This window comes from bacterium (assembly GCA_037127815.1).
Lineage (GTDB): Bacteria > Patescibacteriota > Minisyncoccia > Phycocordibacterales > CAIZLB01 > CAIJKW01.
In genome coordinates, this window is sequence record JBAXXP010000001.1 from 108,449 (window position 1) to 130,301 (window position 21,853).

The 21,853-nt window shown below is 36.5% G+C and carries 24 protein-coding genes; 3 read left to right on the forward strand and 21 right to left on the reverse strand.

Features of this window, described 5'->3' with window-relative positions:
• Nucleotides 1-23: 23 nt before the first annotated feature.
• The 15 genes from WCQ00_00655 to WCQ00_00725 form a co-directional block, all read right to left on the reverse strand.
• Complete coding sequence (locus WCQ00_00655) at nt 24-464, reverse strand: hypothetical protein (GenBank protein ID MEI6042065.1); 441 nt, start codon at nt 462-464, stop codon at nt 24-26.
• 191 nt (nt 465-655) lie between these two features.
• A complete protein-coding gene (locus WCQ00_00660) occupies nt 656-1,081 on the reverse strand; it encodes a hypothetical protein (GenBank protein ID MEI6042066.1) in 426 nt (141 codons plus the stop codon).
• 184 nt (nt 1,082-1,265) lie between these two features.
• On the reverse strand, nt 1,266-2,108 hold the full coding sequence (rplB, locus tag WCQ00_00665) for a 50S ribosomal protein L2 (protein ID MEI6042067.1): 843 nt from the start codon (nt 2,106-2,108) through the stop codon (nt 1,266-1,268).
• A 31-nt stretch (nt 2,109-2,139) separates the two neighbouring features.
• Nucleotides 2,140-2,436, reverse strand: a complete 297-nt coding sequence (locus WCQ00_00670; GenBank protein MEI6042068.1) for a 50S ribosomal protein L23 — start codon at nt 2,434-2,436, stop codon at nt 2,140-2,142.
• Between the two features lie 23 nt (nt 2,437-2,459).
• The gene (rplD, locus tag WCQ00_00675) at nt 2,460-3,212 is read right to left on the reverse strand and encodes a 50S ribosomal protein L4 (GenBank protein MEI6042069.1); all 753 of its coding nucleotides are present in this window, start codon (nt 3,210-3,212) and stop codon (nt 2,460-2,462) included.
• A gap of 29 nt (nt 3,213-3,241) precedes the next feature.
• Nucleotides 3,242-3,844: a 50S ribosomal protein L3 gene (gene rplC / locus WCQ00_00680; GenBank protein MEI6042070.1), complete on the reverse strand. Its 603-nt coding sequence runs from the start codon at nt 3,842-3,844 to the stop codon at nt 3,242-3,244.
• A gap of 30 nt (nt 3,845-3,874) precedes the next feature.
• Nucleotides 3,875-4,228: a 30S ribosomal protein S10 gene (gene rpsJ / locus WCQ00_00685; protein MEI6042071.1), complete on the reverse strand. Its 354-nt coding sequence runs from the start codon at nt 4,226-4,228 to the stop codon at nt 3,875-3,877.
• 44 nt (nt 4,229-4,272) lie between these two features.
• Entirely contained in the window at nt 4,273-5,466 is a 1,194-nt protein-coding gene (gene tuf, locus WCQ00_00690) for an elongation factor Tu (GenBank protein ID MEI6042072.1), read from the reverse strand.
• A gap of 395 nt (nt 5,467-5,861) precedes the next feature.
• A complete protein-coding gene (locus WCQ00_00695; protein MEI6042073.1) occupies nt 5,862-6,101 on the reverse strand; it encodes a hypothetical protein in 240 nt (79 codons plus the stop codon).
• 1,057 nt (nt 6,102-7,158) lie between these two features.
• Nucleotides 7,159-7,917 (reverse strand): helix-turn-helix domain-containing protein, encoded by a 759-nt coding sequence (locus tag WCQ00_00700; protein ID MEI6042074.1) that lies wholly within the window; start codon nt 7,915-7,917, stop codon nt 7,159-7,161.
• 79 nt (nt 7,918-7,996) lie between these two features.
• The gene (locus WCQ00_00705) at nt 7,997-9,079 is read right to left on the reverse strand and encodes a hypothetical protein (protein ID MEI6042075.1); all 1,083 of its coding nucleotides are present in this window, start codon (nt 9,077-9,079) and stop codon (nt 7,997-7,999) included.
• A 73-nt stretch (nt 9,080-9,152) separates the two neighbouring features.
• The gene (gene fusA / locus WCQ00_00710; GenBank protein ID MEI6042076.1) at nt 9,153-11,306 is read right to left on the reverse strand and encodes an elongation factor G; all 2,154 of its coding nucleotides are present in this window, start codon (nt 11,304-11,306) and stop codon (nt 9,153-9,155) included.
• Nucleotides 11,307-11,395: 89 nt separating this feature from the next.
• A complete protein-coding gene (gene rpsG / locus WCQ00_00715) occupies nt 11,396-11,866 on the reverse strand; it encodes a 30S ribosomal protein S7 (protein MEI6042077.1) in 471 nt (156 codons plus the stop codon).
• 129 nt (nt 11,867-11,995) lie between these two features.
• Entirely contained in the window at nt 11,996-12,412 is a 417-nt protein-coding gene (rpsL, locus tag WCQ00_00720) for a 30S ribosomal protein S12 (GenBank protein ID MEI6042078.1), read from the reverse strand.
• Between the two features lie 105 nt (nt 12,413-12,517).
• Nucleotides 12,518-13,138, reverse strand: a complete 621-nt coding sequence (locus WCQ00_00725) for a site-2 protease family protein (protein ID MEI6042079.1) — start codon at nt 13,136-13,138, stop codon at nt 12,518-12,520.
• Between the two features lie 14 nt (nt 13,139-13,152).
• Here WCQ00_00725 and WCQ00_00730 point away from each other — a divergent pair, with 14 nt between their 5' ends.
• On the forward strand, nt 13,153-13,407 hold the full coding sequence (locus WCQ00_00730; protein ID MEI6042080.1) for a bL28 family ribosomal protein: 255 nt from the start codon (nt 13,153-13,155) through the stop codon (nt 13,405-13,407).
• A gap of 47 nt (nt 13,408-13,454) precedes the next feature.
• Here the strand turns inward: WCQ00_00730 and WCQ00_00735 are convergent, their stop codons facing one another.
• Entirely contained in the window at nt 13,455-14,549 is a 1,095-nt protein-coding gene (locus tag WCQ00_00735) for an MBL fold metallo-hydrolase (protein ID MEI6042081.1), read from the reverse strand.
• 131 nt (nt 14,550-14,680) lie between these two features.
• Here WCQ00_00735 and WCQ00_00740 point away from each other — a divergent pair, with 131 nt between their 5' ends.
• Nucleotides 14,681-15,280 (forward strand): Fe-Mn family superoxide dismutase, encoded by a 600-nt coding sequence (locus WCQ00_00740; GenBank protein MEI6042082.1) that lies wholly within the window; start codon nt 14,681-14,683, stop codon nt 15,278-15,280.
• A gap of 129 nt (nt 15,281-15,409) precedes the next feature.
• Here WCQ00_00740 and WCQ00_00745 read toward each other — a convergent pair whose 3' ends face one another.
• The 3 genes from WCQ00_00745 to recJ all read right to left on the reverse strand — a co-directional run bounded on the left by WCQ00_00745 (nt 15,410) and on the right by recJ (nt 19,524).
• Nucleotides 15,410-16,837 (reverse strand): ComEC/Rec2 family competence protein, encoded by a 1,428-nt coding sequence (locus tag WCQ00_00745; protein ID MEI6042083.1) that lies wholly within the window; start codon nt 16,835-16,837, stop codon nt 15,410-15,412.
• A gap of 114 nt (nt 16,838-16,951) precedes the next feature.
• A complete protein-coding gene (locus WCQ00_00750; GenBank protein MEI6042084.1) occupies nt 16,952-17,752 on the reverse strand; it encodes a ribonuclease H in 801 nt (266 codons plus the stop codon).
• A gap of 5 nt (nt 17,753-17,757) precedes the next feature.
• A complete protein-coding gene (gene recJ, locus WCQ00_00755; GenBank protein MEI6042085.1) occupies nt 17,758-19,524 on the reverse strand; it encodes a single-stranded-DNA-specific exonuclease RecJ in 1,767 nt (588 codons plus the stop codon).
• A gap of 23 nt (nt 19,525-19,547) precedes the next feature.
• Between recJ and WCQ00_00760 the strand changes: the two genes are divergently transcribed.
• Nucleotides 19,548-20,006, forward strand: coding sequence for an HIT family protein (locus WCQ00_00760; protein MEI6042086.1), 459 nt, complete (start codon nt 19,548-19,550; stop codon nt 20,004-20,006).
• A 10-nt stretch (nt 20,007-20,016) separates the two neighbouring features.
• On the opposite strand, the gene WCQ00_00765 is transcribed toward WCQ00_00760, so the two are convergent.
• Together WCQ00_00765 and pgk are read right to left on the reverse strand one after the other, a co-directional pair.
• Entirely contained in the window at nt 20,017-20,547 is a 531-nt protein-coding gene (locus WCQ00_00765; GenBank protein ID MEI6042087.1) for an ORF6N domain-containing protein, read from the reverse strand.
• Nucleotides 20,548-20,616: 69 nt separating this feature from the next.
• Nucleotides 20,617-21,852, reverse strand: a complete 1,236-nt coding sequence (gene pgk / locus WCQ00_00770) for a phosphoglycerate kinase (protein MEI6042088.1) — start codon at nt 21,850-21,852, stop codon at nt 20,617-20,619.
• Between the last annotated feature and the right edge of the window lies 1 nt (nt 21,853).

Here is a 21,853-nt window from a genome sequence, read left to right on the forward strand (position 1 = left end):
GCCGAGCCTAAATAAATTGCCGATCAAGATACGCTTTTAAACGCTTCGATTTCAGCTTCTGCAATAATGAACCGCTGCTCATAACAACGAAGTCTTTCCCACATTGGAAGTAATACAATTGAAGGATGGTCCTCTCTAAATTGCTGCCAAAGTGGAGTAAATTCCCAAAAATGGAGCAGGTGCTGAATCTCCTTTAGAGTTACCCCATTTTCCTTATAAAACTTTTCTACAATCAGATTTTGCTTTACCTGATCTCTAGTCCCAGAGAGCTTTTGACTTGCAAAATAAAGGTTTTCTAACATCTCAACTTTTTTCCTAATTGGCACTTCAAGATCAAGGATGCAGGAATCAGCTTCTTGAATATTAACCCAAAAAGCAAGTCTTTCCTCCGGAATACTGTTAACATCCCAAATCTGATACAAAACACGAAAAAATCGAGCTTTAGACATATCTAAAAATTTCATATTTTTGAGGGTGAGAGGTTGATACTTTGGATTTGACCCGTTTGGTCGATAGAAGGAGCAGATTTTGCACTCCGTACTTTATTTTATAACGCCATGCAGTTTTGTCAAAATTTAAAAGACTCATATATTAAAAGGCTCGGCGGGGTTCCCCCGCCGAGCCTTTGCTAAAACTTCAAATCTTAGTATACAAATCACGATAATCCGTCGGCAAACTCACTGTAGATATAACGCTGTTCAAACCTTTCCAGACGCTCCAAAGGAGGCAGATCTGCAACAGATACGTAATCCAAGAGGTAGTTCTTGAAAGGAAGGTTAGACTCCCAATAACGCAAGCGGAAAGCTGGATCTGGTCCAACACCATGTTCCCAGTAGAACTTGTCGCTAAAGAGCCCCCTTTCACTGGTATAGCTACCCCAATCTTCTTCACCAATATGAAAAGCTTCCAATGATTGTAACTGAATCTCCTTTGGCAAGCCTTCAATGTTTCCTCCTACAGGCCCAAAAAATTTATCGAGAAAAGCCATTCTTTCGTCTGGTGTTGGGCCGACTCCCCAAATTTGATAAAGATTATTCAAGTACTCATTGCGCCCGGTCTTTACTGAACTTAACTCTTTCATAGTTTTGTGTTTTTGAGGTTTGTGTACTTATTCAGCGGTCAGATGACCTATGTAAGGATGCTATTTGCACTCCTACTTTAGACTACACTCCTTAAAAATTTTGTCAAAAACAGACAAACAAAAAACCCGCATTTCTGCGGGGTTTTTGTTATTAAGACCAGCCTTCTGCTAATCAAACAAAATATTATCTTCTCTTTCCTACCTTTCTTCTTGTAACAATATGTTTGTTTGAGTACTTCTTTGCGCGTCTTGATTTTTGTCCCTTTCCAGTTGGCTTTCCGTAGATAGAAATAGCACGTCTTCGTCCTCTTCCTTGTCTACCTTCTCCTCCTCCATGGGGGTGATCAACTGGGTTCATGGCAGTACCTCTAACTGTAGGTCTGATACCACGGTGTCTACTAGCTCCAGCTTTTCCGATATTTTGCAAACGATTTTCATCATTTGAAACCTCTCCAATTGAAGCCCATGCAGTTTCTAGTATCTTTCTAACTTCAGTTGATGGCATCTTAACAAGGGCGTAACCCGCGTCATGAGCAATAACTTCAGCAAAAGAACCAGCTGAACGAACAAGCTTAGCACCTCCTTCAAATTTCAATTCTATGTTGTAAACAAATGTTCCAACAGGAATGTTCTTTAATGGAAGTCTGTTACCTGCTTTTACTTCAACCTTCTCGCCAACGATAAACTTATCTCCAACTTTTAGTGACTTTGGCAAAACGACGTATCGCTTTTCTCCATCAGTATAAGTTACGAGAGAAATAAATGATGTACGGTTTGGATCGTATTCAATTGTTTCGATCTTTGCAGGAATATCTTTCTTGTCATACTTAAAGTCTATTTGACGATAAAGTCTTTTGTGACCTCCACCTTTGTGTCTAGTTGTAATACGTCCAGTGTTGTTACGTCCTGATCCACGTCTAAACCCGTTTGTAAGGGGCTTGTATGGCTCGTCAGTAGTAAGAATCTGAGCGTAATTAACGATAGCCATGTTTCGGCGTGAGGGGCTTGTTGGGTTAAATCTTTTCATATAATTTATTTTACTTTGCGTTTCACGCTGATTATGCTAGGTCTATTTTATCGCCTTTCTTTAAGAAAACATAAGCTTTCTTAATAGCACTTTTCTTTCCGACCTTTCCGCGAACGAATACTGCCTTTGCAGGAGTATTAACGATGTTAACTTTTACAGGTTTTACCTTGTATAGCGCTTCAATAGATTTAGCTATAGATGCTTTAGTAGACCTTGGAGTAACTTCAAAGACGTATTGGTTTTCACCAGCCTTTACAGTTGCCTTTTCAGTAATACGAGGGCACTTTATAACTTCCAATTGATGCTTCTTGATTGATATCTTTGTCATAGCTTTTTTATTTAGGGTGTTGGTTACTTTATTTTTGACATAAGAGTAACAAACGCGTCTTCAGGTGAAGCAATGACCAAGTACTTATGCTGAAGAAGCGATATTGGATTAATATTTCGGAGCTCTGAAATTTCGAAGCTTCCTAGATTAGAAAATCCTCGCTTTACATTTTCTTCAAGCGCTGGAACTGTAATAAGAGCAGCATTTTTCTTCTTTGTTGCTAACTTATCAAAGCCCTTAACGTTTGAGAGTCTATCTATCATAGCTAACGCAAGTTTTGTCTTAGGTTCAACTAATTCTAGATTTTTGACGAAGAGGATCTCACCATCTCTCCACTTTGCGGAAAGAATTGTAAATAGTGCCTTAGCCTTCATTTTCTTGTTCACTTTTCTGTCGTAATTTTTCTCTTTACGAGGTCCGTGAGCAACACCTCCACCTACCCAGATTGGAGAACGAGATGATCCGTGACGGGCTTGTCCGGTACCTTTTTGCTTCCAAGGTTTTTTACCACCTCCAGCAACCTCGCTTCTATCTTTTGTATGTGCAAGTGGTTGTCTCGCAGCTGAACGTATTGAGTTTACAACTTGAGCGACAAGATCTGCGTTCCAAGGAATTCCGAAGATTTCCTTTGGAAGAGCTACAGTGCCAGCACTATTACCTCCCACATCGTAAATAGTTCCTTCTAGAGGAGCTACTACTTTCTCTTTTTTAGCTTTTACTACTTTCTCTGTCTTTGCGACTTTGATTGCAGCTGCTTTTCTTGATGTTTGTGCCATAAATTTAATTTAAGGTTAAGATAATTGTGCTAGGCGCGCACTTCTACTAATGTGCCTCTTCGACCAGGAACTGCCCCGCGAATAAATAATTCGCCGGTTTCCTTATTGTATGAAATAACAGTTAGATTTTTAACGGTTATTCTATCACCACCCATACGGCCTGCCATACGTGTACCTTTAAATACACGTTGGTAACCTCCGGCACCGATAGAACCTGGCTCGCGCTCACTGTGCTTTTGACCGTGAGAACGTGGGCCTCCGTGAAATCCATGGCGTTTTACAACACCCTGAAATCCCTTTGATTTTGAAATAGCTGACACCTCCACTTTTTCCCCAGGAGTAAGTTCTGGAGTAACGTCATCACCAATTGATGAATCCTTTAAACCAGAAATTTCTCTTAGGTATTGGAAATTACCAAGATCTTTCATCTGTCCTTTTTGTGGCTTGTTAATACGACGTGGACTTTTTGAACCAAATCCAATCTGAACAGCCTCATAACCATCTTTATCTGTAGTTTTAACTTGCGTTACAACCATAGGAGAGGTTTTAAGAACTGTGACAGGGTGGACATTGCCTTTTTCATCAAAAAGCTGAGTCATATTCTGTTTTGTTCCGAGAATAAATTTCATGATAGTTTGGGGGATTCACTGAAGAAAGTAAAACTACATCATTTTTACGTCGATATTCACACCTGATGGCAGACTCAAGTTAGTTAGAGCTTCAATCACCTTTGCATTTGGATTGATGATATCAATCAGACGCTTGTGTGTTCTCATCTCAAATTGCTCACGTGAATTTTTGAAAATAAACGATGAACGATTTACTGTATATTTCTTGATTTCTGTAGGAAGTGGAATAGGACCCACGATAGTAGCATCAAATCTTAGAGCTGTATCCATAATTTGTTTAATGGATGCATCAATGATTTTTGACTCATACGCACGAACACGTATACGTAGTCTTGATACGCTATCTTCTTTTGCAGTTTTCTTTTTATGTGCTTCTTTTATTGCCATAATGGCGGTTTTTTTAATAGTTTCTGAGTAAAATTCAACTAGAGTTAGGCTACGATCTTAGTTACAACGCCGGCTCCTACAGTTCTACCTCCCTCGCGAATAGCGAATCTTGTATTGTCTTCAAGAGCAATTGGGGCTACCAATTTAACCTTGAAAGTAACTGTATCACCAGGCATAACCATGTCTACGCCCTCCTTTAGAGTAACCTCTCCTGTTACGTCAGTTGTACGTACGTAGAACTGAGGTTTGTAACCTGAGAAGAATGGAGTGTGTCGACCGCCTTCTTCCTTCTTAAGGATATAGACTTCTGCTTCAAAATCTGTATGTGGCTTAACTGATCCTGGCTTTGCTAGAACTTGACCTCTTGCAAGATCATCCTTCTTAACACTTCTTAGTAGAATACCAGCGTTGTCTCCAGCTTGACCTTCTGACAATTGCTTGTTGAACATTTCAATACCTGTAACAACTGTTTTTTGAGTATCATGTAGTCCGATGATTTCAATTTCTTCACCGATCTTGATTATACCTTTTTCAATTTTACCTGTAACAACTGTTCCTCTTCCTTCAATTGAGAAAATATCTTCAATAGGCATAAGGAAAGGCTTATCAGTCTCTCTAACTGGTTGTGGAATATAGTTATCTAGAGCGTCAACTAATTCAAGAACCTTCTTTGACCATTCATCATCAATACCTGGAGCTTCAAGTGCCTTAAGCGCTGAACCTCTGATAACTGGTGCATCTTCGTCAAATCCGTTCTTTGCTAGAAGCTCTCTGATTTCTGCCTCAACTAGGTCAAGCATGTCTGCATCATCAACCATGTCACACTTGTTCATGAATACAACAATCTTTGGAACACCAACTTGCTTTGCAAGTAGAACGTGCTCGCGAGTTTGTGGCATAGGTCCGTCAGTAGCAGCAACAACCAAGATTGCGCCGTCCATTTGAGCAGCTCCTGTGATCATGTTCTTGATGTAGTCGGCGTGGCCTGGTGCATCAATGTGAGCATAGTGTCTTGCGTTTGTAGTGTACTCACTGTGTGAAAGTGAAATTGTAATACCACGAGCCTTTTCCTCTGGGGCCTTGTCAATATCTCCGATTGACTTAATTGTAGCCTTCATACCTGCTCTGTTAAGAACATTAAGAATAGCTGCAGTTAATGTAGTCTTTCCGTGATCAACGTGTCCAATTGTACCCACGTTAACGTGAGGCTTTGAACGATCAAAAATTTCTATTGCCATATATTTGCTTGATAATTAAATGAATATATCGATATTTATATGGATATCTCCATAAATCTTTATACTCACCAATTAATAAAAATTAAATTAATAAGTTTCTAAATTTTATCCCCAGTGCTTCTCTCAGTAGTTTAGCTTAATTATGTTTGATTCTTAATACTGCCTTAAATCAAAAAGAAGATTGGGATAAAAAACCGCCAAAAGGCGTCTAATGGATAATATCAGAAGGTGGGGGTTTGTCAATGTCAAAGCTATAACCTACCCCCCCCCACTTAAGGTTAATCAACCCTGAATTCTGTTTCGGTCTTTTGACCATCGTCAGACAAGATACACATCTTATGACAGAACCCGTTCACTCAACGGGCAGAGTTGCACAGTTTATGTGCTTTATTACGCTATTCACATAACATTTCGAGGTATTTATCATCAAAATTTTCTACCTCATTCCAATCTTCACCTTGTCTTTTGACAAAAATGAAGTCTTCAACCCTTAAGGTTGTATTTGAAAAGACGAAGGCACAGCCTTCCTCTAGGGTCTTAACGGTTTGGAAATAAGCCATATAGGCAAATCCACCACCCGGGGCAAAACCCCAGCACTTAACCCATGTTACCTTTGCTTTTTGTGTGTTTTGCATAGTTATAAACGTCCTAACTTTAGAGATTAAGGCACTCGTAGCTACACAAAACGTTAAAAAGAACCACTGTTTCGCTTTTTTAAGCTCATCAGTCGAAGTACGCACTTCGAGACAGAGGACGGATAGAACGTCTATCCGTGATTTACTACAAGTACTCTATCGAGCAGTTGTAATTTCTGTTCAAAAGGTAGTTTTCTCTACCTCGGCTTTTCATCTCGCGATAAAAGCAGAACTCAAAGCAATTATTTGCTTTGAACGTACTCGCGATAATCCGCAAGGGACATCACGAGCCCGTCAACGACGACGTAGGTCATGGTTTATACTTTTTGAAATGTTCATTGCTATTAACACACTGTATTTTGGCTAATATTTATTAATTCTATTTAAGGACTCAAAATCAGCTCGATTTTGGATTAAATTAACAGTGTTTACTTATCTGTGTTGTAGTATAGCCATGTTCATATTTTTGTCAAGATGTTTTGACACTTTGTTTTTATTTTGTCATTTGTACCCTTTTATATAGCCATATTTAATCAATATAAAAGTAAATTGATAACAACAAAACTCTATAAAGGGTATACAAAATTAGAAAATATATTATATTATGTTTTTTTATATTGCCAATCTAATTACCCAAGAATAAGGTCGTTTTAGCTTAAATCTATTAAATGTCTAAATTGCTTGACAAAAGAATCAGACATGCTACATTGTGATACGGAATTTGACTGTACTTTCGGCTATAAAGCCGACAGATCAAAGTGTTCTAACCCAAAAGTGCAATGCCCGATTAACCCTAAAGGAAAGGTGGCTTGTCGTGAACCTAGCCGGGTTTTCACGACAGGCCTCTGAGTACTAAAAAAGGGACTTGTTTATAACTTCTGGGCATAGTAACCGCAAGCACACCATATACACCACCACCACAATGCATGATTAATTAGAATGATTGTCCTTTTTGAAAACCCTTCATATTTGTAAACCTCCCCACCAAGGTAGTTCACAAACAAAAAAAGCTCGGTTCCTACCCAGGAACCGAGCTAATTTTTTACCTAATTTTTTCTTATTTACCTTCCTCTATATTTTTAAAGGCTAATTCAAACAAAGAGGTTAGGGTTTCCGCAAAATCCTTATTATAAACAATCATTCCACCCAATTTTGATCCCAAAGTAGCTATTCTTACCTTATTGTTGTAAATACTAATATCGCAACTTAAAGGATACTTTTTACCATCTACGAACAACCTATTCCCCAAGTTAGCACTTCTGTCAATTTCCCCTTTTGAATACGTATATATTGATTTACCGGAAATTTTCTTATCTACCCTTATTTTACGGAATCTATTACTATCGGCCTCTGAAAACAGACTTTCTATTAAATCCTTTGGATAAATCATATACATAGTGCCGCCTTTGTCATCTTTTGATTGGAAAAGCTCCTCAGTCATACTTATAACGCCCTCTTTTCCTTCAAAAAATTTAACTACAGGCTTTTCAGCATCCTCTCTGTAAATACTCTTAAGTTGTGGAACTATATCCTTAAGTCTTTTACTTTGTTCATCCAGCTGTATTTTACGTCTTTCAATATAAGTCTCCAGTCTTTCTGGTGGTTCAGCTTGGTATCTAACCTTTTTATCAACTAAAACTTCAAATATTAGCCCTTTATTTGAAAGCGATTCAAGTACTGGATAGATAGTTGTACGATTAATTTTAGTCTTCTCAGCTAAATCAAGTACAGAATCATTGTCTACCTCCAAAAGAGACAGGTAAACCTTTGCCTCTTTCTCTGATAAACCTAAATCTTCAAGATATTTTTCAAACATAAGCATATTATACCATAGAATATTTAAATTTCGTTTTAATAGACAATTTTTGGTTTTAAATTGTACTGCAAATGTAGGATTATTTACCAAATATTCCAGATAATAGATTGTTTACACCTTGCCAGATTGAAGCAAATAACCCAAAATTAGACAACTGAGATACCTTAGTACTAATTTTAACAACACCGGTACTTGTTGCGTTAAACTTAGGATTGTTTGTATCCGTAATTACAATTTTGTAAGGTTTATCATACTGAACAGCCTGACCAACAATATCCCAGGTTACACTTGCTTTTCCTCCACCTAAATTGGAACCAGCTGTTACTGAGCCTAAAATACTAGTTCCAACCCATCCAAAAGGAACTAACCCAATACTCACAGAATCAGTAGAAGATAAATTATTAGACGTCCAAACAATATCTTTTGTTACAACTGTTGTTTTTGTCTTAATATAGACCTTCAGATTAGGGTTACTAGTTGTTGTAGTAAAAGGTACCCAAGTCTCATCAACACTCAGAGATAATAAAGACAATGAACAAGGCAAGGAGATAGTAAGAGGAAATTGATTAGTAGTTTTTCCAGTATACAGAGCTCTTGCTTGAACCTTAGCTACTTGCCCTATTTCGTAATTATTACACAGAATATAGTTCGGAACTGTCAAAATTTCTGTAGTTGAAGCAGCGTTAATTTGCTTAATTAAAACACTATCGATATACAAAGACCAACTATTAACCTTTGAATTTGGGATATATAGATTACCGATTTTAAACGAATGATTACCTGGGTTGCTCTCAGTATCCACAGAATATATGTAAGGAGATGTTGTTGCAAGAACAATAGTTGAGGTAGCTACTGTTGAGCTTGCTAATTGCTTATTTAGCGTCTGAAGCTGCAGATTTAATGAGATTAGATTTTGCTGTAGTGTTGCAACAGAGACATCCGCTGAGGATAACTGGTTTTGAAGTGCTAAAATCTGTGAGTTTATTGATGAAATTTGAGTTCGAAATGAGCTAATCTGTGCAGTTGTTGATGCAATATCCTTTTTTGTTGAGTCTATCTGAGTTTGAATCTGTGCTGTTGTTGCTGCGTTTGTAATGAAGGGTGACACCAGCATGGAAACGCCTATCAGCGATAGTGCAACCAAATATATTTTTATTTTCATAAGTTATATTATACAACAAAAAAACAACCCCTAGTTTGAGGAGTTGTTTTTTTTGTGGATAAGTTTTATCAGATTATTTTCTTGCCTCAACGATAGCCTTCTCAACGTTAGCTGGAACTGTATCGTAGTGATCAAATTCCATTGAAACTGAACCTCTTCCCTGTGTCATTGATCTAATATCTGTTGTATAACCGAACATTTCAGATAGAGGAACCATGGCTCTAATAACTCTAATTCCACCTGGTCTATCATCCATTCCTTCAATTTGACCTCTCTTTGATGAAAGTGAACCGGTAACGTCTCCCATGAATTGTTCTGGTGTTAGAGCTTCAACCTTCATTATAGGTTCAAGAATAACAGGTCTTGCGCGTCTTGCTCCCTCTTGGAAAGCTTGAGAAGCTGCAATCTTGTAAGCGATTTCTGATGAGTCAACATCATGGTATGAACCAAATGTTAATTCACAAGATACATTTGTTAGAGGGAAACCAGCAACAATACCTCTTTCCATAGCTTCCTTAACTCCCTTTTCAACTGCTGGAATGAATTCTGTTGGAATAACACCTCCCTTAATTGAGTCAATAAACTCAAAGTCAGCTGTTCTATGAACGTTTTTAGGAATTTTAGCTCCTTCCTCAAGTGGCTCTAGGTGCTTAATTGTCATTCTAACGTGTCCATATTGCCCCTTACCTCCAGATTGCTTAACATATTTATGTTCAGCTTCTGCACTTCCTAGAATTGTCTCTCTGTATGCAACCTGAGGAGCACCAACATTAGCCTCAACACCAAACTCTCTCTTCATTCTATCAACCATAATTTCAAGGTGTAGTTCACCCATTCCAGAAATAACAGTATCTCCAGTTTCTGTGTTTGATGTAACTCTAAAAGTTGGATCTTCATCACCTAATTTCTTAAGTGCAACACCCATTTTCTCTTGATCAGCCTTTGTTTTAGGCTCGATTCTAAGTGAAACAACAGGTTCTGCAAATTTAATAGGGTCAAGAATGATTGGGTGATTTTCATCACAGAAAGTATGAGATGTCTTTGCTTCCTTAAGACCAACAGCCGCAACGATTTCTCCTGCAAAAACTTTCTTAACATCCTCTCTTTTATTTGCCTGAAGTCTAACGATACGCCCAAGTCTCTCCTTATTTCCTGTTGTTGAGTTGTAAATATATGAACCAGCTTCAATTGTTCCTGAATAAACACGGAAGAATGTAAGTTGTCCAACAAACGGGTCAGTTTGTAGCTTGAAAGCAAGAGCAGAAAAAGGCTCTTCATCTGAAGCGTGTCTTTCAATTACATCTCCTGTTTCTGGATCGAGACCTTTTATAGCAGGAATATCTAATGGAGATGGAAGGTAATCGATAACAGCATCCAAAACTAGTTGAACACCCTTATTTTTAAGAGCAGAACCTGTGAAAACTGGGAATACCTTGTTCTCAATAACTCCTTTTCTAAGAGAAGCCTTAAGCTCATCTATTGTAAACACAGCGTCATCACCTTGTTCTAGATATCTGTTCATCAACTCTTCATCAAATTCAACACACTTCTCTACAAGCTCTTGTCTTCTCAGCTTTGACTCATCAAGCATGTCAGCAGGAATTTCTTCTTCTGTAACAGTACTTCCCATATCTCCTGTAAATGTGTATGACTTCATCTTAAGAAGGTCAATTACTCCAGACAGATTCTCTTCTTCTCCGATTGGAAGTTGCATTCTTATTGCATTCTTATTTAGTCTATCCAAAATTGATTGATATGATCTCTCAAATGATGCACCCATTCTATCTAGCTTATTAATAAAACATATACGTGGAACGTGATATTTATCAGCTTGTCTCCAAACTGTCTCAGATTGAGCTTCAACACCAGCAACCCCATCAAATACTACAACTCCACCATCAAGAACCTTTAGAGAACGTTCAACTTCAACTGTGAAGTCTACGTGACCTGGTGTGTCAATAATGTTGAAACGGTGCATCTTAGAAAGATCCTTACCCATGTAAACTGGATTCCAGAAACAAGTAATAGCAGCTGCAGTAATTGTAATACCACGCTCTTTTTCTTGTTCCATCCAGTCTGTTACAGCTTCACCTTCATGAACCTCTCCAATTTTATGGCTCATTCCTGTGTAATAAAGAACACGTTCTGATGTTGTTGTCTTTCCAGCATCAATGTGGGCGATAATACCGAAGTTTCTAATTTTCTCTAATGGGTAATCACGTTGCATATATTAATTTAAATTTATTTATTTGTAAGTTATTTTACCATAAAACAATAAACCCCGCAGGTGTTATTGAGGGGTTTATTGTTACCAAACTACCAAGCGAAGTGAGCAAACGCCTTGTTAGCATCAGCCATCTTGTGTGTATTCTCCTTCTTTCTTACTGCCTCTCCTTCATTCTTTGAAGCTGCAATAATTTCATCTGCTAATTTAAGGTGTATAGGCTTTCCCTTCTTTGCGCGAGCTGCATCAATAATCCATTTCATAGATAGGAAAGTTCTTCTTTCTTGTCTAACCTCTCTAGGAACTTGATAGTTTGCACCTCCAACTCTTCTTGATCTAACTTCAACCATAGGAGCTGTGTTTTTAAGAGCTGTCTCAAAAACTTCCATTGGGTTTTCTGTCTTCAATGTTTCCATTATTGCATCAAAAGTACCATAGATGATCTTTGTTGCAGTTTCCTTCTTACCACTCCACATTATGTAGTTGATAAACTTTGCGACAACATCTGACTTATATTTCGTATCCGGTTTAATCGTAAACTTCTTTTTTAATTTTCTTCGCATTGTTCTGTAATTAACGTAATTTTAATAATTTTATTGATAATACGCGGTTCATAGATTTTATTCAGTACCTCAACAGCTTTGTTAAAGACTTACTCTACGAACCATTTTGTACATTTTTAGTACAGCAGCTTATTTGGCTGCTTTTGGGCGTTTTGCGCCGTAAGCTGAACGTTGTTTTCTACGCTTTTCAACACCTGCACAGTCTAACTTTCCTCTTACTACAGTATATCTAATACCAACGTCCTTAACGCGACCACCTCTTAGAAGAACAACGGAGTGCTCTTGTAGGTTGTGACCCATTCCAGGAATGTAGGCAGTAACTTCTATACCATTTGTAAGACGAACTCTTGCAATCTTTCTGATAGCAGAGTTAGGCTTCTTAGGTGTTTTGGTTGTAACTTTTGTGCAAACTCCTCTTTTGAAAGGTGAGTTATAGAACACTGGTCTATTTTGCTGTGTGTTAAAACCGCGAGTAAGGGCAATAGCCTTACTCTTCTTGCGAGTTTTTGAACGATTCTTCTTAACTAATTGGTTTAAAGTGGGCATGCTTAAATTTACGAGTGTATATAAAATACACTAGTTGTCATAGACTACTATACATAGGCATTGAATGCAAGCCTGTTTTAGGGTCAAATGAACAGTGTAGATGAGTTAAATCATTCTAAGACCTGAAATAGCATAAGCTATAAAATAAACTACGGGGATAATCAATTGCCATAGGAAGAATACGAACAATAAACTAAATAGAAGACCGTATCTCTCAAGGGTGTGCATTATGTATCTTGCCTTTTGTGGTAAAATTGCTGATAAGATACGAGATCCATCAAGTGGTGGTATAGGTACTAGGTTAAATGTAGCTAGAACTAGGTTTGTTAACACTATTATCTCCAAAGCTACTATTGCAGGCCCTGGTAGTCCTAATCCAAAAAACCTTATTGTTAGCCCTGCAATTACAGCAAGCACTATATTTGACAATGGTCCCGCAAAAGCAACCAGTGCTTCACCTTTTTTTCCTGATTTTAAGGCGTTAAAATTAACAGGTACTGGTTTTGCCCAACCAAGAATGATTCCGCCGGGTAATATGGCGCAAAGTAAGGGTAATATTATAGAGCCAAATGGATCTATATGCTTAATTGGGTTCAAAGTAAGCCTTCCCATTATCTTGGCTGTTTGATCTCCCTGACTTAATGCTGCTAATCCATGGGATACTTCATGAATTACTACTGAAAATACTAGTATCGCTATTGAAATTATTATTGTTGCTATGTCCATAGAACTATGATAACATGCCTACACATATGGCAAAAGTCTGCGCAATAACAAAAAGAAGTTCATTGAATGGCGGCGGGTATTCAAACCGTACTCGTGCTACTCAATTCAACTCAACAGGGCTAAGACGTAGATACGCAAATCTTCAAAAGAAGCGTATTTATGTTCCTGAACTTAAACAAACATTAGTACTTACAATCTCAACTAGAGCTATTAAGACAATACAAAAGAACGGAGCTTTCGCTACACTTAAGAAAGCGGGAATCATTTAATTAGTTAGTAGGGATTGGGTAATAAAGTTACAGACACAACAAAGTAACTATTCATTAAAATACACCGTACCAGAAATGGTTCGGTGTATTTTTATTTCTACACCCTTTCTTAATGGTTCATACGAGAGTCCGTCTATCAAACTTTTGGAAGCAAAAATATCCAGTACCTCTTGATGTGGGTGTCCGTATCTATTATCTATTCCGTACGACAAGACAGCATCAGTTGGGTAAAATTTCTTAATGAAATCTTGTGCTGATGAAGTCTTTGATCCATGATGTCCAACTTTTAAAATTATCCTACTGAACTCATTTCTTAAAAACATCTCACCTGTTATAGATGTAAAATTTGGGAACCACTCAGGAAAGTGCGTTGCTGATTCCGACTTCACCAAGGCTGTAGTTTTATAAACAGAAACATTAGGCAGAGCTGAAGCTAAAACTTTTTCAATCTTTTGTGGAGCATCTGCTGTAGCTAGGATTAAATCTTTATTTTTTATTAGAGTAACAACAGAAAATAAGTTATCTTCTTTGACCTCCGTTTTATTCAAAAAAGTAGTCATACCAGAAAATGATGGGGATAAGAAATATACACCTTCGCTCTTGGAGAAGATTATATTTTCTCCAGCAAATACTGGTAGCGTATAATTTGTAGACTTGTTGATAATAAGATCCTTAGAATTATTATTGTTGTTGTTGCCATTATTATTGGAATATCTTTTATTTTTAATAATATTGATTATTTTTTCAGAAGTAGATCTGGCTTCATAAATTGGAGAATACAAAATTAACCCAACCTTATACGAAGCAAGGATGTTGTCTATTTCTCCAACATGATCAGAATCAGGGTGAGTCAAAATAATCACGTCAATTTTTCTTCTATATTTTCCGAGTATTTTTTGTAGCTTCTCAACTATTCCACAGCCTGGTTTACCAGTATCGATTAGCACCGTTTGGTTTTGTTTAGTTATGTAAAGTAGAGAGTCGCCTTGTCCTACATCAATAACATAGGAACCTTGAAAATTACTTGCATCATCAATATTACTCTGGCTACTGACCCAACTCTTATTTTCCTTGAGTATGGAGATATAGAAATTTCCCGATGTTACAAGAATAATTAAAATTGCCAAAACTAAAATCGACACAATTTTACTGTGGTACAATAGACGCACACCCACTCTATAGAAGGTGTCGATTTGATACAGAAACAATAGCCCTATATTCTGTAGAATCAATTTTAAATAATTATTATATAAATTGTACATAAACTAAAAACATGACTTTCATTGAAAAAAAATTTATTATTCCGGAACTTGAAGGTATAAGCTCAAAGACAATTGAAGAGCATTTAAAGCTTTACTCAGGGTACGTTAAAGGTGCAAATCTTATACAAGAAAGGATCACAGGACTTCGTAGTTCTAGTGAGGAAATTACAAATAATACTTATTTGATCTCTGAACTGCAAAGGAGGTTCTCTTTTGAATTTGATGGAATGAGAAACCATGAATACTACTTTGAGCAATTTGAAGGAGGTCCAAAGATTATAGATGAGCAAAGTGCGCTAGCTGAAAAAATCAAAGAGACATGGATATCTGTTGAACTATGGCTTGCGAGATTTAAAGAAATAGCAATGACAAGAGGTATCGGATGGGCTGTCCTTTATTTTGATAAAAAGACAAACACCTTAGAACAATCATGGGTGGAAGAACAGCATCTAGGACATCTTGTTGGAACAAATGTAATCCTTGCGTTAGACATGTGGGAGCATTCATATATGCTAGATTATGTACCAAATGAAAAGAAAAAATATGTAGATGCATTCTTTCAAAACCTGAACTACTCTGTTGTTGAGAAACGGTTCACAGAAGTGGTGTAGATTTAGAAACACGAATCCTCACCTAGGTAATAAAGTGAATATTTACCCCTCCCCACCTGCGATATAGAAAAACAATATTATGTTTCATCCATCAATTTTGATGGATGTTTTTATTTTTCTCTAATACTTTTATGGAGCAATCGGAGTTAAGTATTTTCTATAAATTGCTGTGGAGATGGGTATAACTGTTATGTACCAACAAAAGATAAATTGATTTGAGGTTTTTCCAATCTCAAGAATTGCTGAATCTAAACTCGAAACATACTTAACAACAAAGAGCATGTAGGAAAGAAAAATATGTGAAACAGGAGCGAATAACATACCGAGATCAACATTAATGAAACAAAGAACCCCCATGAAGAACACAGCAAGCATTGCAAAGGGAATAAGAGGTACCACAATAATATTAGCTAAAATTCCATATACAGATATTGATCCAGAGAACTTTAATAATAAAGGAAGAGAAAATATTTGCACAGCAAAAGAAGAAGACACGATTTCTCTAAGTCCAAATCTGTCCGTTACAAAACTGAAGAAATGCTTTGATGCATTACCTAGAAGTATAAGTCCTAAAGTACAAGCAAAACTTAATTGAAAAGAAGGATCTCCAATAATAATTAATGGGTTCTGGATTATCATCAAGACTCCAGCTGCAAGTACAGCCTCTAGGGCACTATAATTTAGATCAAAGACTCTAGAAAAAATTCCTATCAAGGACATTATCAAGGACCTAATAACTGTAGCTCCACCACCAACCATTATGCAAAACAATATAGTTCCGATTGATCCTAAAATACCCGTTGCGAGTTTTGGTAAAAATGATAAAACTGAAATTATTACTTGCGATACAATGGAGACATTGTATCCAGAAAGTACGACCATGTGAACAAGTCCTGATCTCTTAAAATCTTCTAATGTTTTTTTGGAAAGCTCACCTTTCCCAGTTATTAATATTCCGGAACCAAGTGCAGACTCCTCTCTGTTACCTAATGAAAGTTTAATCTTCTCTACAAAAGAATTTTTAAAATTACACAGAAAACTCTCTAATTTATATCTAGGGTCTAGTCCATAACTCTTAGTAATTTTTGCATTTACTATTTCAAATTGTACACCTCGTGCCAGAAGAAAAATATCAGAATCAAAATCCTCCGTTACCTTCGGCAGACTCAGTGTTCCTGTGAATTTTATTTTATGACCCAAGCTACAATCTGTGCAATTCGTGATTATTCTTATCTTGTCTTTTCTGTAGGCTGGATCAAAATACCTTCTAATGTTTAGAATACTAAAAACGCCTTGAGTCCAATTATTTTTACTTTCCCTTTCAGGCGCCTTAATCTCAACAACAAGACTTTTCTTGAACCCAAAATTATCAGGTTCCTCTGCTATAACACCGATCAGTTGAACTTCCTTGTTTACCCTCTCCATCATGAACAAAGATCTTGATGTCACAAAAAAATATCTAAAGTAAATTAATATACAAAATATAATTAGTACAACTAACCAAATTGTTATGATTTTGGATTTACTTCTTTTCTTGTAATACCAATCTGAGTTCATCTATGGATTATAGATAATGAAGATGAGTTTTCTATAAATATTTTCTAAAGAAAAAGCCTAGAAATTATAAATTTCTAGGCTTTTTAAAATTTTATATTTTCACCTCTACCACCACTATCGTGACATAAAATCTTTTGTTATCTTTTCTTGATCAGCTAGTGATACAGCTTTTTTAAACAGAACCCCTTTTTGTCCTTTAACTTTTTTCTCACAATCTGCCCAACTTTTGTCATAGCTTATAACCCCTCCGACTTTACTAACATAAGAATACGCTTTAGCAGAACTTGAAGAACTTTTGGACGCTCCATTTTTTTTCTTATCGTCTTTAGCTTCTTTAATTAAATCGGGATTATAAAAAACATCCAAAATTTTTAAGTCTGTATAATCAGATAATTTCCCATTAAATAACTCTGGTTTTATATCATCAGCAAAACCTGTTGCAATTTGATCACAGATTTCATTACCCTCAACACCGGCATGACCCGGCAAAAGTATCCAATCAATTTTTTTACCCTTAATTAATTCTGACATTGATTCCCATAAATCCTGATTTTTTACAACATCACCAGATGCAGTTTTCCAGCCATTTTTTGCCCATCCAAAAACCCACGCAGTTGATCCATTTACAACATATTTTGAGTCTGTATAAATATGAAAAATTGAAGATCCTTCAATTTTAGATTTCTCATAGTACTTTAGTCCAGAAATAACGGCCTCCAACTCCATTCTATTATTTGTAGTCACAACCTCCCTCCCCCCTAACTCTTTAACATGCAATCTGTCAAAATTACCAGATTCTTTTTTGTCAGAAAAACTACTTGATTCTCCAGTTACTACGATTGCTCCATAACCACCCCTTCCTGGATTTCCTCTGGAAGCTCCATCTGAAAATATTAAAACTGTGTTTTTTGACATATAACTTAGATTATATCAACAATTCTGATTCTTAGCACAGCAGGAAATGAGAAAGTGGATTTCTCTAAATTACCCAGGACGGTTCTTCTGACAGGGTTCCCTTTTTTGATTTCTTCATCAATTTCTTCAAAAATAGCCGTGTCTGCAAAAAACTGAATAGCCTTAAGTTTACCAAAAGTCATCTCCATATGCTCACCTTTCTTACCAAACATCTTAATGCCGTCAATTTTTATGTCTTTAAATACAAACAAGGGCTTCGCATTACCTTCACCAAATGGCATCATTTTTTCTAATTCGCTCCACATTTTCCAAGTAACCTGTTCTGGTAGCAGGATAGCATCAGCAGTATATTTTTGAACCTTTGACTCTTCTGAACTTATTCCGTAAAGCGCCTTAAAGCTTTCCTTAATTCTGTCTCTAAATTCATGTATACAATCATCATTTATTGAATAACCTCCAGCAAAGGAGTGCCCACCTGCATTTATAAACAATTTTGGGTGTTTTTCCTGAATATCACGCATTATCGAGACAACATCACAGAAACCATCTGATCTACAAGACCCCTTAATCATACCTTCGCCTCTTCCCCACAGAAAAACTGGTACCCCATAGTCTTTTACAAGGGTTGTGGAAACTAAACCAAGCAGTGTAGGGCTCCAATCAGGGTTTCCTACAACCATAATGTCATCACCATCCAATTTCAGCTCTTTTATCAATTTATGAATGTCCTTACTCATCTTTGCAACTACTACCTTTCTCTCGTCATTGATAGAATTCAAGTGTTTCACCATACTTTCAGCCTCAGAAGCATCTGTTGTAGATAAAAGAAGAAAAGCATCCCTTGGATCAGCCATTCTTGATGCAGCATTGATTCTAGGTGTAATCAGAAAGGTTATATCCTCCTCTACCAGGTCCTTTTGAGACATCTTTAGAGCTCTAAATAGCTTAATAAGGCCAAGTCTTTGGGTTTTTCTCAGAACCATTAGACCAAATCTGGCAAAAACCCTGTTTTCATTAATCAAAGGCACCATATCAGACAATGTTGCTATACCAACCATGTCCAATAGCCATTTTTCCCAACCTTCCTTGATATCAAACTTGCTTTCATGGGCTTTATCGTAAGAAATTAAGGCTTGAACGATTTTATAGGCAACCCCAGCTCCACATAGCATCTTGTCTGGGTATGCGCAATCCAGCCTTTTTGGGTCGACAACGGCACAGGCTGGGGGTAATTCCTTATCTGGCAAGTGGTGATCTGTAATTATAACGTCAATTCCAAGCTCATTAGCTCTTTTTACAGTCTCAACATCTGTTATTCCACAGTCTACAGTTATAACAAGCATCCCTTTATGATTAACATCAGCCTTATTCTCTATCGCTAGAGCTTCAATTACATGCAAGTGAAACCCAAAACCCTCTTTGTGCCTGTGAGGGATGTAATTTACAAAATTAGTGTATGAAACCTTCTTAAAGAAATCATGCAACACAACAGAAGCGGGGATACCATCGGCATCAAAATCACCATAGATAACAATTTTTTCATTATTATTCATAGCTTTATTGATTCTTATAACAGCCTTCTCCATATCCATCATCAAAAATGGATCATGTATGTGATTATCATAGTCTGGATTAAGAAATGCTTCCCTTTCGTCCGGTTTCACACCTCTGGCATTCAACAAATGATCAAGCATTGTATTGCCAGACCATTCTCTGACCTCATAATTCTTAATTTTTTTAGTTTTTTTATCTTTAGATCTTTTCAATATCATGATTCTAGCATAAAATAGACAACATGACTGACTCAAACAACGACAATACATTTCAGGACACAAATAATAACCATAATGAAGACTGCGTATTCTGCAAAATTATAGATGGAACAATACCTGCTTATAAGGTATATGAGGATAGTGAAACACTTGCGTTCCTAAACATACAACCCAATAACTATGGTCAAACATTGGTTATTCCAAAGGATCACACAGAAAATATATATACAATATCTGATGAATTACTTTGCAGAGTGATGTTAAGTGCCAAAAAGGTGGCTATTGCCATAAGAAATGGTACCGATGTAGATGGAGTAAATATAATAATAAATAATGAAGTTGCTGCAGGGCAAGCTATAAACCACCTTCATGTGCATGTTATACCAAGAATAAATGATGATGGATTCAAAAACTGGGAACCAAAGGAATACAAGGAGGGCGACATGAAGGTTTATCAGGACAAGATTGTAGCAGAACTTTAATCCCAGTATTCTATCTGACAACAAAACCTATTGGTTCTTTAGGTGTTTCTTTTTCTGTGATAATCAACCTTATAATTCTAAATATCTCTTTAAAATCAGCCTCGTTGTTTAATTCCATTTCTTCAACTTTTTGCTTGAGGTCCTTGTAATCGTCTACCATCTCACGAAGTCTCGTAAAAACTCTCATAATTTGAATATTTACTTGAATAGCAAGCTTGCTATTCAGTACGCCAGAAAGCATAGCTACCCCTTGTTCTGTAAATGCCAAAGGAGGTTTTCTTAGGCTTTTTTTAAGGCTGGGATTGGATATCACATTTTGTGATATCCAATTGTCTGTTTCTTCTCGCGTAAGCTCGAACATAAAATCATTTGGAAATCTATCTAAATTTCTTTTTACAGACTGATTCAAACGCATTGTTTGCACCTCATATAATATTGCCAAATCTCTATCCAACATCACCTTCTGTCCTCTAATAATATAAATATTATCTTTTATGAGACTAATGTTTAATGAAACTTCTTCTATCTGTTTTTCTTTCATAAGGAAGAATATAACAAATAGACATGAAGTTTCTATAAAGAAATTCTAAAGAAAAACAGTAGAGCTTACTTATCTCAATGCCTCTATACCCGGCAGAGTCTCATTTACTAAGAAATCAATCATAGCCCCTCCCCCAGTTGATACAAAAATATTATTGTGACTCTTGGCCGCACCACTTACACCATTAGTATTTTCTGGCAACTCGTCCAACCCAAGTGATTTTACAGCAGCAACAGTGTCACCTCCTCCAATTGCGCCCTTAACACCACTTTCAATTAAAAGTTTTGCAAGAGCAATTGTTTGATCGGTGAAACCATTTTCATAATTACCAAGAGGACCATTCCATAGAACAAATTTTGCTGAAGTGATTAGTGGCTTAATTACATCCATAAGGGACGCGCCTGCATCTACAATAATATCGTTATCAGATACCTCTCCTATTTTTTTAGCAGAAACTTTTTTGATATCATCAAAATCATGCACAACAACATCATTTCCGATAATTAATTTTGGATTAGAGACAACATCAGAGATATCTACTGAACCGTCTGAGACTAATGACCTACCAACATTAAATCCACGAGCTTTATAAACATCGTTAACTAATGCTCCACCCAAAACAACAGAATCTGCCTTATCCAAATATTTTTTAATCAAAGGTAATTTTGTATCAAACTTAGCACCACCTAAAATAAAAACAAAAGGATGAGGAGGGTCAATTGCTTCACTCAATGAAGTTATTTCCTTCATTAATTGAATACCAGCAAAGTGTGACAAAAATCTTGGAACTCCAATAACTGATGCATGCTTTCTGTGAGAAACAGCAAAAGCATCATTTACATAATAATCAGCATAACTCGCAAGTTCTTTTGAAAAAACTTCATCATTACTTTTTTCACCTTCATTCACCCTAAGATTCTGAAGAAGAATAATTTCACCATCCACCATGGAATCAATAGTCTTTTTTACATTTTCTCCAACAACCTCACTAATATACCTAACGTTAAGATCAAGTGAGTCATTAAAGTGTTTAGCTACAATTTCCATTCCAGATCCATCCTTTGTTTCTATATGTGAAATCAAAACAACTTTTGCACCGCTGTTTTTCAAAAGATTTACAGTAGGAAGAATAGCTCTCATTCTTAGATCTTCAACTATTATTCCATCGATAATTGGAACATTAAAATCAACTCTTACCAGGAAGGTTTTAGATCTAATTTTATCGATAGTATCATCATTATTTTTTACAAATTCCTCAATTCCAATTATCCCTTTTGTGATTTCCGTTAAATTTTTATCTGACATT